The following is a 13,230-nucleotide window of genomic DNA, read 5'->3' as shown; positions in this document are numbered from 1 at the left end:
CTCTCCTTCATCCGGTCACCCCAGGAGGGCGACGAAAACTCGGTACGCCGCATCGGCGTCGGGGGCTGCCCCGGTGATCAAGTCGGCGTAGATGAACGACTCCGCGACGCGGACCACCACGAAGGCCAGGGCGTCGGGCGCCAGGTCCACCGGTCCTGGCGGCTCGCTCGCGATCAGCCCGGTCACGAGCGCGAGCATGCGCCCCTGCGTCGGCAGCTCGGCAGTGGTGAGGATCCGCAGGGCCCGCGCCGGATCGCGGTGCAGGAACTCGCGGAACCACGGCTCGTCGATCAGCAACCGCACGTAGGCCCGCAGGACGCGGGCGGCGCGGTGCGGCGTGCCGGGCGGGTACGCCTCGACGGAGGCAGGCCACGCGAGCTTCTCGGTGGTCTCCCAGAGCGCCTCGGCGATGAGGCGGTCACGACGGCCCACGCGGCGGAAGACGGTGCTGCGGTCGACTCCCACCTCGGCCGCCACGCGTCCGACGTCCACGGGCTCGCCGGCGATCAGCGCGTGCCGGGCCGCGCGCACGATGGCCTGCGTCGTGTGATCCACGCCACGCATCCTGCACCATGCACGACCCCTGTGCAATGTTTTTCAGATTTGGTGCATCAGGCCGGAGGCAGCGGCACCGCCAGGGTCGGGTCCGTCGGGGGCACGTGCACCTGCTCACCGGTCCACTGCGCGATGGCGATCCGGTACTCGGGCGAGTGCTGGTAGCCGCCGTGGGTCATCACGAGCGACCCGGGATCCCCCGACCCGGTCGGGCGCACCTCGAGCGTCGGCCTGTCGTAGACCGGGTCGTCGCAGTCGGAGTAGACGCGATACCCCAGCGGGTCGCCGCGCCGGAACAGGTTCACCCAGTGCTCGGGTCGGGCCAGCAGGAACCGCAGCCCGGTGCCGGCCGGCTCACCGCCCGGCCTCCCGTCCGGGACGTCGGGCCAGGCCTCGCGCAGCCCCGTCGCTCCCGGCGTCGGGACGTAGCCCAGCGCGTCGGGTCCGGCCGCGGCGGGGAAGATCCGGCCGTAGATCGCGCGCACCTGGCTGCCGTAGGTGAGCAGCCTCAGCTGCTTCGCCCGACCGTTGAGCCGGCAGGCCACCGCCACGCAGATCAGCGAGCCCTGACTGTGTCCCGACAGCACCACGGCGCTCGAGTCGTCGTCCCCCAGCGCCCAGCGGGCGCGCGCCGTGATCTCGGGGACCACGCGCTCGGCGTAGCAGGGCGGCGCGAAGGGATGGGCCGCCCGCGGCCAGAAGGTGGTGACGTCCCACAGGATGCCCACGTTGCGACGGGCCGTGGGCGAGCGCCGCACCCGGGCGCCGGCCATCATCAGCCCGATGCTGCCCAGCAGCGCGATGTAGAGCGAGACCGTGGCGACGTCCCGCAACCCCGGGTACACCGACCACGGGGCTCGCCCGCCCGAGGAGAGCGCCAGAGTCGTCAGCGCCAGTGCCGTCGTCAGCGTGCCCGAGCCGTCGAGCAGGCGCTCGACCCGGTGGGCCAGCCCGGCCGCGACCCGGGCGTCCGTGACGCCGTCGCGGTCCTGCGAGGGAACCTCGGGATCGTCGCCGACGACGAGGTCGCGGATCGCCGGTGCGGCCTTCGTCCGGTACAGCACCACCATCACCGCGGTCAGCACACCGCCGAGGACGAGCATCGACGACAGCATGAGCGGGGTCCACACCAGCACCTGGGGCACGACGAGCGGCGTCTGCGGCGGATCGTTGACCTTGAGCGCCACCCTGCCGTCGGCGGCCACGACCCGCAGGCACGGCACCAGGGCTCGGTCGAGGATGCACGAGGGCGACACGTCGAGCGCACCCGCCGTGCGGAAGCCCTTGGACTCACCGGTGCACGGCTCCTGCGCGGGGTAGGCGGGGTCGTCGCCCCGACCGAAGCAGGACCCGACCAGTTGCACCGTGGTGGTGCCCGGCGGGAGCAGCAGCACCGCCTTGTCGACCATCGTCGACGCCGTCGCGTAGGAGGCCACACCGTCGCTCTCGCGCGCGAGCGCGTCGGTCCGGACCGTGCCGTGGGTGACCCGCACGGCACCGTTCTCCAGGACCACGCGGGCACCGTCGAGCCGCACATCGCCGGCGGCGACGAGCCGCGGCTCGCCCTGCGCCGACACCGGGGAGCGCTCGTTCCGGACGGTGATGAGGTCGGCCACGGTCTGCGAGTCGCCGTTGAGGAAGTTCGAGGCGGCGACCGCCCCGGCGGACGTGAACAGCAGCGCCACCATCGTGGCGGCGCCCAGCATCACGGACGCTCCGGCACCACCCCACGCGACGCAGCGGTTCCCGGCCAGCCGGCTGCGGTTGCGGTGGAACAGCAGCAGCAGGCCCCACGCCGCGAGGGTCTCCACCGCGAGCCACCCGGCCGGGACGAACCAGCCCGACGCCACCAGCGCGACCATCGCGAGCACCACCACGAAGGTCCACCGCAGGCGCACGCGGCCACCCACGAACACGATGACGTGGACCACCGTGAGCAGGACGAAGAGTCCGATGAACCACAGGTTCGAGCCGTACCAAGCGAGCTCCTGCTTGGCGAAGGAGAGCTCCGCGGCCCACAGCGCCGCGAGGTGTGCCACCACCACCCCCAGCGCCACCCACGCCAAGGTGTCCAGCGGCAGCTGTCGCATCAGACGGCCCGGGCCCGTCCACGGGAACACCCGTCGCGTGAGTCGGCCCAGGTTCGGCTCGTCGCGGTACTCGAGGTCGTCCTCGTCGACCGTCATGGTGCGCAGCACCACGAGCACCATGATGAGCGCGGCCGCGAGCGTGGTGGGCCACAGCCAACCCCCACTCCCCCGGACGAGCATGTGGATCCCGGTGTAGAGCACCACCGTGGTCAGTCCGGCGGCGATGTGCAGCCGCTGCAGACGCCGCGTGCGCTGCTCCCCGCGCCACATCAGTGGGTGCTCCAGGATGCTGGCGCGCGGCTCGGCCCGCTCCGCGTCGGTCATCGTGACCTCGGTCTCGTGCACCGCGGCCTCGTACCGCGCCAGGCTCTGGAACGACAGCGCGACGAGCGCCAGCAGCGCGCCGAGGGGCACCAGCGACATCACGGCGATGCGCGCCCCGGCGGACAGTCCGGCGATCCGGTCCATCCAGTCGGGCAGCACGGGGCACGCGATCGCGTTCGCCCGGAAGCACTGCCACGCGACGAGGTCGATCGCGATGAAGCTCACGGTGAGCATGGCGATCACGGTCAGGATCACGGCGCTGACCCGCACCGCACGCATCCCCCACCGGGCCTGGCCGTTGTCCTCGCCGGCCTGCGTGCGCGCCCAGAACGCGAGGTTGACCAGCGCGAACGGCAGCAGCACGAGCCACAGCACACGGGTGACCCAGCCCAGGACGCCACGGACGCCCGAGGTCAGCTCACCCCACGAGTACGCCTCGAGGGACAGGCCTGCCGGCAGGGTGCGCAGCGGCGGGGCGGCGCCGCCGGCGGTGCGGTAGAAGCCGGTGAGCCGGTCGCCGGCCACCTGGACGACGTCCTCGGGCGGGACGCCCAGCATCGAGTCGGTCGGCGTGCCGCGGACGCCGTGCACGCGCAGCTCCATGACGACCTTGCTGGGCTGCGGTGCGGACATCGGTCCACCTCCCGTGACTCGACCGTGTCACTGGTGGTGAGTCCGTGGCAAGGGGTCCTGATTCAGGACATGAGGATGAGGTCGTCGCGGTGGATGACCTCGCGCTCCCGCTCGGGACCCAGCTCGGCCGCCAGGTCGGCGGTGGAGCGCCCCAACATCTCGGGCAGCTCGTCGCTGTCGAAGTTCACCAGCCCGCGGGCGATCACGACGTGCTCGGGGTCGACCACGTCGACCGGGTCGCCCGCCGCGAAGTCGCCCTCGACGGCCACGATGCCGGCGGCCAGCAGGGAGGCACCCCGCTCGACCAGGGCGCGTCGCGCGCCCGCGTCGAGCACGAGGCGCCCGCGGGTCTCGCTGGCGTGCGCGAGCCACATGAGCCGCGCCGCGCGGCGCTTGCCGGTGGGCGTGAACAGGGTGCCGACGGACTCGCCCTCCACGGCCTCCACCGCACGTGCGGCCGACGTGAGCCGCACCGGGATGCCGGCCGCCGTGGCGATCCGTGCAGCCTCGAGCTTGGTCACCATGCCGCCCGTGCCGACGGCCGAGCCGACCCGGGCCACGTCGATGCCGGCGAGGTCGGCCTCCGAGCGCACCTCGCGGATGGGCCGGGAGTCGGGCAGGTCGGGGTGTCCGGTGTAGAGGCCGTCGACGTCGGACAGCAGCAGGAGCTCGTCGGCGTGCACCAGGTGCGCCACGAGCGCGGCGAGCCGGTCGTTGTCGCCGAAGCGGATCTCGGACGTGGCCACGGTGTCGTTCTCGTTGACCACCGGCACCACTCCGAGCTCGAGGAGCTTCGCGAAGGTCTGGTGGGCGTTGCGGTAGTGGCTGCGCCGGCTGACGTCGTCGACCGTGAGCAGGACCTGGCCCACCACGAGCCCGGCCGCCGCGAACGACTCCGAGTAGTGCGCGATGAGCGCGCGCTGGCCCACGGCGGCCGCGGCCTGCTGCGTGGGCAGGTCGCGAGGGCGTCGCGGCAGGTTCAGCGGGCCGAGTCCCGCGGCGATGGCACCCGAGGACACGAGGACGACCTCGTCACCGCGCGCCCTCACCGTGACGACGGCATCGACCACCGTGCCGATCCGGTCGGGGTCGAGATGACCGTCGGGGGTGGTCAGCGATGACGAGCCGACCTTGACGACGACCCTCACTGCTCGTCCTCGTCGAGCTCGTCGTCGCCGGGGTACTCCTCACCGATCGTCCAGTCCGGGATGATCGTGCTGGGGTCGAACGGCTCGGGCTCGCGGCCCTCGGCGCGCAGCGCGACGGCCTCCAGCTCCCAGGCACGGCGCGCGGCCAGCAGCTCACGACGCTCCTGGTTCGTGCGGCGGTTGCTCTGGTCGAGGCGCAGGTCCTCGCCGCGGCGACCGAGCACCTCGGCGCCCGCGGTGATCGTGGGATCGAAGTCGAAGACGACCTCGTCGCGACCCAGCTCGAGCTCGTTGGCGGCACCGATGACGATGTCGTCGCCGGCGGTCGCGCCGAGGGACAGCAGGTGGTCCTCCACGCCGAGCCGGTTGAGCCGGTCGGCGAGGAAGCCGACGGCCTCGTCGTTGCTGAAGTCGGTCTGGCGCACCCAGCGAGCGGGCTTCTCGCCGATGACGTGCCAGCGGCCGTCGATCTTGCGGACCTCGAACTCGCGGCCCACGCCCGAGGGCGCCGGCGGGCGCAGCACGATGCGGGTGGCCTCGCGGTGGGGCTCGGCGGCGCGACGCGCGGCGACGATCTCGGCCATCGCGAACGACAGCTCGCGCAGGCCGGCGTGGCTCGCGGCCGAGACCTCGAACACCCGCAGGCCGCGCTCGCGCAGCTCGCCGATGACGAACTCGGCGATTTGGGCGGCGTCGGGGACGTCGGTCTTGTTCAGCGCCACGAGGCGGGGCCGGTCGGAGAAGTCGACGCCCGCGTACTGGCCGTAGCGGGCGAGTTCGGCCTCGATGATGTCGAGGTCGGTGAGCGGGTCGCGACCGGGCTCGACCGTGGCGCAGTCGATCACGTGCACGAGGGCGGCACAGCGCTCGACGTGGCGCAGGAAGTCGTGACCGAGGCCGCGTCCCTCGCTGGCGCCCTCGATGAGGCCAGGAACGTCGGCCACGGTGAACGTGGTCTCCCCCGCACGCACGACGCCCAGGTTGGGCACCAGCGTGGTGAACGGGTAGTCGGCGATCTTGGGACGGGCCCGCGAGAGCGACGCGATCAGGCTGGACTTGCCGGCCGAGGGGAACCCGATCAGGCCGATGTCGGCCACGACCTTGAGCTCGAGGGTGACCGTGCGCTCCTCGCCCGGCTCGCCCTTGAGCGCGAAGCCGGGGGCCTTGCGCTTGCTGGAAGCCAGCGCGGCGTTGCCGAGCCCGCCGCGGCCGCCGGCCGCGATGACGAGCTCGGTGCCGGTGCCGACCAGGTCGGCCAGGACCTCGCCGTTCGCGTCGCGCACGACGGTGCCGTCGGGAACCCTGAGGACGAGGTCCTCGCCGTTGGCGCCGTTGCGGTTCGAGCCCGCGCCGGGCGCGCCGCTGGTGGCCTTGCGGTGGGGCTCGTGGTGGTAGTCGATCAGCGTGGTGACGTCGGGCGTCACGACGAGGATGACGTCGCCGCCGTGTCCGCCGTTGCCGCCGTCGGGACCGCCGAGCGGCTTGAACTTCTCCCGGTGGACCGAGGCGACGCCGTTGCCGCCGTTGCCTCCGGACACGTGCAGGGTCACCTGGTCAACGAACGAGGGGATCGCCATGGGTTCTCCTGGACGGTGGGTGGGAAAAAAGAGAAAGGGCAGCCCGCATCAGCGGACCGCCCTCCTCAGGAAGATCTGCGCGTCACTGCCCCGGAACGATGTTCACGACGCGACGGCCGCGCTTCGTGCCGAACTCGACCGCGCCGGGGGCGAGGGCGAAGAGCGTGTCGTCGCCGCCACGGCCCACGTTGGAGCCGGGGTGGAAGTGGGTGCCACGCTGACGGACGATGATCTCGCCCGCGTTGACGAGCTGGCCGCCGAAACGCTTGACGCCGAGGCGTTGGGCGTTGGAGTCGCGACCGTTCTTGGTGGAGGCTGCGCCCTTCTTGTGTGCCATGTCGTCAGTCCCTTACTTGGAGATTCCGGTGATCTTGACCTGGGTGTACTTCTGGCGGTGACCCTGGCGCTTCTTGTAACCGGTCTTGTTCTTGTACTTCTGGATGATGATCTTGGGGCCCTTGAGCCCACCGATGACCTCGGCGTCGACCTTGACCTTGGAGGCGTCGGCACCGGCCGTCACCTGGTCACCGTCGACCACCATGACCGCGGCGAGCTGGACGGTGTCGCCCTCGGTCGCCTGGACCTGGTCGATCGAGATGACGTCGCCGACCGCGACCTTGGCCTGGCCGCCGCCATTGCGCACGATTGCGTACACCACGGGATTCCTCACTCTGTACTGAAAAAGACTGGGTCTTGAACTGGGTCCTGCAAAAAAAGTCTGAGCGGCGCGCCGAGCGCACCGACTGTCGATTCTACTCGGGTGCCCCGTCGTCGGTCAAAACGGGTGCCTCCTGGGCCTGCGGCGCCTCGGCCACGGGCTGCGGTTCCGGCGCCTTCTCGGCCTGCGGCTGCTCGGAGCTGGACTCCTCGTCCTTGCCCTGACGCTGCTGGCGTCCGCCACCGTTGCCGTTGCCGCCACCGCTGTTGCCGCCGCGGCCCGAGCGCCCGCCGCGACGTCCGCGACGCTGGCCGTCGTCCTTCTTCGGCTCGACGGGGGCGTCCTGGATGACGACGCCGCGACCCTGGCACTCCTCGCAGTCGTGGCTGAAGGACTCCAGCAGGCCGGTGCCGATGCGCTTGCGCGTCATCTGGACCAGGCCCAGCGAGGTGACCTCAGCGACCTGGTGGCGCGTACGGTCGCGGCCCAGGCACTCGACCAGGCGACGCATCACGAGGTCGCGGTTGCTCTCGAGCACCATGTCGATGAAGTCGATGACGATGATGCCGCCGAGGTCGCGCAGGCGCAGCTGGCGCACGATCTCCTCGGCCGCCTCGAGGTTGTTCTTGGTGACGGTCTCCTCGAGGTTGCCGCCCGAGCCGGTGAAGCGGCCCGTGTTGACGTCGACCACGACCATCGCCTCGGTGCGGTCGATGACGAGCGAACCGCCCGAGGGCAGGTGGACCTTGCGGTCCAGCGCCTTGTGGATCTGCTCGTCGAGGCGGCGGGCGGCGAAGATGTCGTCGTCGCCTGTCCCTCCTGAGCCTGTCGAAGGGTCCCAGCGCTTGACGCGCTCCTCCAGATCGGGCGCGACGTGGGCGATGTACCCGGCGACCATGTCCCAGGCCTCGTCGCCCTGGATGGTCAGCGACGCGAAGTCCTCGTTGAACAGGTCGCGGATGACCTTGATCATCAGGTCGGGCTCGGAGTACAGCAGCTGGGGCGCCTTTCCGGCGGCCACCTTGCTCTCGATGTCCTCCCAGCGTGCGGTCAGCGCGGCGATGTCGCGCTGCAGCTGGTCCTCGGTGGCGCCCTCGGCGGCGGTGCGCACGATGACGCCGGCGCTCTCGGGCAGGGCCTCCTTGAGCAGGCCCTTGAGGCGCGCACGCTCGTTCTCGGGGAGCTTGCGGCTGATGCCGTTGCTGCCGCCGCCCGGGACGTAGACCAGGAAGCGGCCGGGCAGGCTGACCTGGCTGGTCAGCCGGGCGCCCTTCTGGCCGATCGGGTCCTTGGAGACCTGCACGAGCACGGTCTGGCCCGGCTGGAGCGCATCCTCGATCTTGCGCTGCTTGCCGTTCTGGATGTTCGACCAGTCGACCTCGCCGGCGTAGATGACCGCGTTGCGGCCCGCGCCGATGTCGACGAACGCCGCCTCCATGCTGGGCAGCACGTTCTGCACCTTGCCCAGGTACACGTTGCCGATCAGCGACGTCTGGGACTCGCGGGCGACGTAGTGCTCCACGAGGACGCCGTCCTCGAGCACCGCGATCTGCGTGTAGTCGTCGCGCTGGCGCACGACCATCTCGCGGTCGACCGCCTCGCGACGGGCCAGGAACTCGGCCTCGCTGACGATGGGCGCCCGGCGGCGGCCGGCCTCGCGGCCCTCGCGGCGGCGCTGCTTCTTGGCCTCGAGGCGGGTGGAGCCGGTGACGCCGGTGATCTCGTCCTCGGCGGTGCGGCCCTCACGGACCTTGACGACGGTGTTCTCGGGGTCGTCGGGGGAACCCTCGGCGCCCTCGCCGGCGCGCGCACGGCGGCGGCGGCGACGGGTGGTGGTGGAGCCGGAGCCCGACTGGTCGTCGTCGCCGGACTCGGAGTCGGACTCGTCGGAGCCGGACTCGCCCTCGTCGTCGCCGTTGTCCTGGTCGCTCTTGCGGCGGCGGCGTCCTCCGCGGCGGCGCCGGCGGCGTCCGCCCTCGCCCCCGTCGTCGTCGCCGGAGCCGTCCTCGTCGTCGTCCTGGTCGCCGTCGGCGTCGTCCTGCGGCTCGACCCGCTTGCGCTCGCGCGGGGGCGCCAGCTCGGCCGGCGGCGCCTGGAACATCGCACCTACCGGGGGCAGCGTGGAGACCTTGGGCGCGACCTCGGGGGCCTCGTCCTGCTCGTCGTCGGCGTCCTCGTCCTCGTCGGTCACCGGATCGGGCTCGGGGGCCTCCTCCACGGGCGGGGCGAACACCGCCGCCGGCGGGCCGGCGGGACGACCCGCGGCGCGGCGGCGCGTGCGGGTGGTGGTGACCAGCGGCGCCTCGGAGGCGTCGTCGGTGGGAGTCTCGGGCGTGTCGGCCGCGTCGTTCGGATCGAGCATGTGCTCTCCTTCGCCCGGCAGCGGCGCAGCCACCCACCGGGCTGGTCAATGGTCCCGTGGGACCTCAAGTCTGTCTCAGGACGGCGCTTAGGCCTGTCACTCGACTTTCCACCCGACCTGCCGCGGTCGACACCTCACGGTGCGTCGCGGCCGGTGGCGAGCGGATCGCCGACCGTACCGGTCCGAACATCCAGCGGCCCTTGGCTCGAGCGGGTCGCCAGCGGCGCCTTCTCGATCGGCAGGCCGCACAGGGTGCGCAGTCCGGTGATCACGTCGTCCGGTCGTACCGACGGGGTGTCATGGCGTACGACCACGTCCAGTATCGCACACCCCTGCGCGCCGGTCCGGTCATCGACGTCCAGACGGACGACGGCGGCGCGGCAGTCGAACGTGCGCAGACCACGCTTCATCATGCGCTCGACGAGCACCTCGTCGCGGGCCAGGAAGGCCTCGACGGCGGCCCGGGCGGCCTCCGGGAAGACCTCGGGCAGCTCGATGGACCAGCGGCTGGCCTCGAGCAGGTCGGCCAGCGCCCCGCCGGGCGACACGACCACGTCGACGACGTCGAGACCGTCCGGCAGCGCCGCGTCGAGGGCGTCGCGGACCTCGGCCGGGGCCATGGCCCGGGTCAGCCCGATCTCGGCGAACTCGGCCTCGCTCGCCGCGCCGGTCGGGGAGGCGCCCGCGTAGGAGATCTTCGGGTGCGGCGTGTAGCCCGAGGAGTGCCCGATCGGCAGGCCGGCGCGGCGGATGGCCCGTTCGAAGGCGCGGGCGAAGTCGCGGTGGCTGGTGAACCGCATCCGGCCCCGCTTGGCGTACCTCAGGCGCAGCTTCTGCACGATCGGCAGCTGCGGGTTCGGGGCCTCCGGGTTCGGGGTGCCTTCCAGGGTCCTGCTGCCGTCGTTGCTCACCCCACCAGCGTACGGCGGCCCGTTCCGGGGCCGGGGTCCCGTCCGCGCCGCTACCGTTGGTCCCATGCGTCACACGATCGCCCTGCTCCTGACCGCCTCCGCGCTGGTCCTGGGCAGTGCCCCCGCGGGAGCCGCGGCGACGGTTCCCACCAAGGTCGCGGGATTCAGCACGGCGAGCCAGACCGCCGCGCCCGGCGCCACGGTGCGGCTCGCGGTCAAGGTCACCGTCAAGGGCAGGGCGTCGGCGCGGCGGGTCGTCTCGCTGCAGCGGCACGTCGGCGGCCGGTGGGTGCGCGCCGATCGCGCCCGCACGACCAAGTACGGCCGCGTGGTCCTCACCCATCGCCTCGGAACGAAGGCGGGCGCGGCGACGAAGCTGCGCGTCCGCGTCGCGGCGAAGGGTCGGCTGCGCGCCGTCAACACCCGGGTCAGGACCGTCACCGTCCGAGGTCCGTGGACGCCCGACGCGCGGTCGAAGGAGATCCTGTCGCGCGTGAACCAGGCTCGCTCGACGGCGCGCTCGTGCGGCTCGGAGTCGTTCGCCGCCCGCGGTCCCGTGCGCCTCGAGTCGCGCCTGTCCGCCGCCGCGCGACGGCACGCCGTCGACATGGCGACCCACGACTTCTTCAGCCACACCGGGTCGAACGGATCCGACCTGAGCGACCGCGTCGACGCGCAGGGGTACGACTGGTCCCGGCTCGGCGAGAACATCGCCGCCGGCCAGGACTCGGCGAAGCAGGTCGTCGACGCGTGGCTGGCGAGCCCGGGCCACTGCAGGAACATCATGGGCCCGTTCACCGAGCTCGGCGTCGGCTACGCGACGGGCGACACCCGGTACGGGACGTACTGGGTCCAGGACTTCGGGACGCCGCGCTGACCGTGAGCTCCTCCCCCACCACGCCGACCACCGGCGGCCGCTGGCTCGTCGGCGCGGCCATCGTCCTGCTCGCCCTCAACCTGCGCGTCGTCGTCGCGAGCCTCGGCGTCGTCCTGCCCGAGGTGCGCCAGGACCTCTCCATGACGCCGACCACCGCGGGAGTGCTGACGACCCTCCCGGTGCTGTGCTTCGCGGTGATCGGCTTCAGCTCGGGCGGACTCGTCCGCCGCTTCGGGCTGCACCACGCCACCGTGGCCCTGCTGGCCCTGCTCGCCGCCGGCCTCGTCGCCCGGACCCTGCTCGACGACACGGTGCTGTTCCTCAGCACGACGGCGATCGCCCTGGCCGGCGCCGCCGTCGGCAACGTCATCCTGCCACCCCTGGCGAAGGTCCACTTCCCCGATCGCATCCCGCTGATCAGCGCTCTCTACGGGGCCGCGATCATGGCGGGCGCCACGATCGCGTCGATCACCACCGTCCCCCTCAGCGAGGCGCTCGGCGGCTGGCGCCCCGGGCTGGCGGCGTGGGCCCTGCTCGCCGCCCTCACGGTCCTGCCGTGGCTGACCCTGCTGCGGCACGACGTCCACACCGGCCCCGCCACGGGCGACCGTCTGCCGATGAGGGAGATCGTCCGCTCGCCCCTGGCGTGGGCGATGGTCGCCTGCTTCGGTGCCCAGTCGGCGGGCGCCTACGCGCAGTTCGGGTGGTACCCCGAGATCCTCATCGACGGAGGCGTCGGCGAGCACCAGGCCGGCGTGCTCCTGGGGGTCATCACCGGCGTCGGGATCCCCCTGACGCTGGCGCTGCCGTGGCTCATGGCCCGGACCGGTGACACGCCCGTGCTGCCGCTGTTCTTCGGCACCGTCACGGCCGCCGGATGGCTCGGCGTGCTGCTGGCACCGGCGAGTCTCCCGGTGCTGTGGTCGGTGCTGCTCGGGCTCGGCGGCGGCGCCTTCACGTGGGTCCTGGCGATGATCGGCAAGCGCACCCGCACGCCCGCCGCCACGACGGCACTGTCCCTGCTGACGCAGGGGCTCGGCTACCTCCTGGCGGGACTCGGCCCCTTCGGCGTCGGCTCCCTCCACGACGCCACCGGCTCGTGGGACGCACCCCTCATCGCCCTCATCGCCTCGACCGTGGTGATCACCACGGCAGGCATCGTGATCAGCCGTCCCCGGATGCTCGAGGACACCCTGCGCTAGGTCGGTCCGGGTTCGCAGTGGCGTCATGGTCGGCCAGTTCGTCCGTCCCCTTCGTGGACGCACTCGCCGTTCACCCATCATCTCTCCCGAAGGAACCGCGTGAACACCACGACCCGTCGCCTCACCGGCGGCGTCGCCGCCGCCGCTGCTGCCCTCCTCATCGCGCTGTTGCCGTCCGTGGCGCATGCCGATGAGTCGAGCGACGTCAGCGACGTGTGGCTCAGTGCCCAAGATCTCCGGGTGAACTCCGGTGCCTGCAGGACCGCACGGCTGAAGATGCATCACAACGGCGGACACCTCGAACGAATCGCCGCCGAGGTCGAGATCTGGAAGGGCTCTCGTTACGTCGGCGAGACCTTCGACTTCCTCTACGACTCCTCCGCGCCATTGACCGTGGAGCACCTGTGGTGCCCGTATGAGGGACTTGGGCGATTCCGAGCCGGTCCCAGTGATGTCGAGTGGAGCTACACGGTCGAGACGTCCCACTGGGACTCCTACCTGGAGATGTGGATCACCGACACGGACTATCGCGAAGGCGACCTCCGCGATCGTTCGCAGGCATCATTCCTCGTGAAGCAGGACGCTCGCCTGTCCCGACCCACCGGCAGGACGTCCGGCAGGACGCGAACTCTCTCGACGAAGCTGACCCACTACAACGTCGGTGCCTCACAGTGGAAGGCCATGAAGAAAGCACCCGTCAAGCTTCAGCGCCGCCCATCGAACGGGCGTGGACAGTGGAAAACGATCAAGAGCGTTCGCACGTCCTCCACGGGGCGGGCCACGGCGACGGCGAAAGCCACCAAAAAGTTCCAGTACCGCTTCGCCTACAGCGGCTCGGGTACCACGTGGAGCCGTACGTCGGCGGCGGTCCGCCGCTGACGGAGCGTCGGTTC

11 protein-coding genes are annotated in these 13,230 nt (G+C 71.9%); 3 read left to right on the top strand and 8 right to left on the bottom strand.

What is annotated here, in order from left to right; translation table 11 throughout:
• Nucleotides 1–15: 15 nt before the first annotated feature.
• The 8 genes from H1W00_RS07875 to H1W00_RS07840 form a co-directional block, all read right to left on the bottom strand.
• Nucleotides 16–555 (bottom strand): QsdR family transcriptional regulator, encoded by a 540-nt coding sequence (locus H1W00_RS07875; RefSeq protein ID WP_181755194.1) that lies wholly within the window; start codon nt 553–555, stop codon nt 16–18.
• Nucleotides 556–611: 56 nt separating this feature from the next.
• On the bottom strand, nt 612–3,602 hold the full coding sequence (locus tag H1W00_RS07870) for a hypothetical protein (RefSeq protein ID WP_181755193.1): 2,991 nt from the start codon (nt 3,600–3,602) through the stop codon (nt 612–614).
• A gap of 62 nt (nt 3,603–3,664) precedes the next feature.
• A complete protein-coding gene (proB, locus tag H1W00_RS07865) occupies nt 3,665–4,750 on the bottom strand; it encodes a glutamate 5-kinase (protein WP_181755192.1) in 1,086 nt (361 codons plus the stop codon).
• On the bottom strand, nt 4,747–6,327 hold the full coding sequence (obgE, locus tag H1W00_RS07860; protein ID WP_181755191.1) for a GTPase ObgE: 1,581 nt from the start codon (nt 6,325–6,327) through the stop codon (nt 4,747–4,749). Before obgE ends, proB begins: the two co-directional genes overlap by 4 nt.
• Nucleotides 6,328–6,409: 82 nt before the next feature.
• The gene (gene rpmA, locus H1W00_RS07855; RefSeq protein WP_181755190.1) at nt 6,410–6,664 is read right to left on the bottom strand and encodes a 50S ribosomal protein L27; all 255 of its coding nucleotides are present in this window, start codon (nt 6,662–6,664) and stop codon (nt 6,410–6,412) included.
• Nucleotides 6,665–6,676: 12 nt separating this feature from the next.
• Nucleotides 6,677–6,982, bottom strand: a complete 306-nt coding sequence (gene rplU, locus H1W00_RS07850) for a 50S ribosomal protein L21 (protein WP_078701245.1) — start codon at nt 6,980–6,982, stop codon at nt 6,677–6,679.
• Between the two features lie 97 nt (nt 6,983–7,079).
• Complete coding sequence (locus H1W00_RS07845) at nt 7,080–9,347, bottom strand: Rne/Rng family ribonuclease (RefSeq protein WP_181755189.1); 2,268 nt, start codon at nt 9,345–9,347, stop codon at nt 7,080–7,082.
• A 134-nt stretch (nt 9,348–9,481) separates the two neighbouring features.
• Entirely contained in the window at nt 9,482–10,258 is a 777-nt protein-coding gene (locus H1W00_RS07840) for a TIGR03936 family radical SAM-associated protein (RefSeq protein WP_338072855.1), read from the bottom strand.
• Between the two features lie 64 nt (nt 10,259–10,322).
• Between H1W00_RS07840 and H1W00_RS07835 the strand changes: the two genes are divergently transcribed.
• The 3 genes from H1W00_RS07835 to H1W00_RS07825 all read left to right on the top strand — a co-directional run bounded on the left by H1W00_RS07835 (nt 10,323) and on the right by H1W00_RS07825 (nt 13,216).
• The gene (locus H1W00_RS07835; RefSeq protein WP_181755187.1) at nt 10,323–11,135 is read left to right on the top strand and encodes a CAP domain-containing protein; all 813 of its coding nucleotides are present in this window, start codon (nt 10,323–10,325) and stop codon (nt 11,133–11,135) included.
• Between the two features lie 2 nt (nt 11,136–11,137).
• Nucleotides 11,138–12,337: an MFS transporter gene (locus tag H1W00_RS07830; protein ID WP_181755186.1), complete on the top strand. Its 1,200-nt coding sequence runs from the start codon at nt 11,138–11,140 to the stop codon at nt 12,335–12,337.
• A 99-nt stretch (nt 12,338–12,436) separates the two neighbouring features.
• Nucleotides 12,437–13,216, top strand: a complete 780-nt coding sequence (locus H1W00_RS07825; protein WP_181755185.1) for a hypothetical protein — start codon at nt 12,437–12,439, stop codon at nt 13,214–13,216.
• Nucleotides 13,217–13,230 lie beyond the last annotated feature (14 nt).

The sequence above is a fragment of the Aeromicrobium phoceense genome, assembly GCF_013868155.1.
GTDB lineage: Bacteria > Actinomycetota > Actinomycetes > Propionibacteriales > Nocardioidaceae > Aeromicrobium > Aeromicrobium phoceense.
This window is presented reverse-complemented; position numbering and strand designations above follow the sequence as displayed.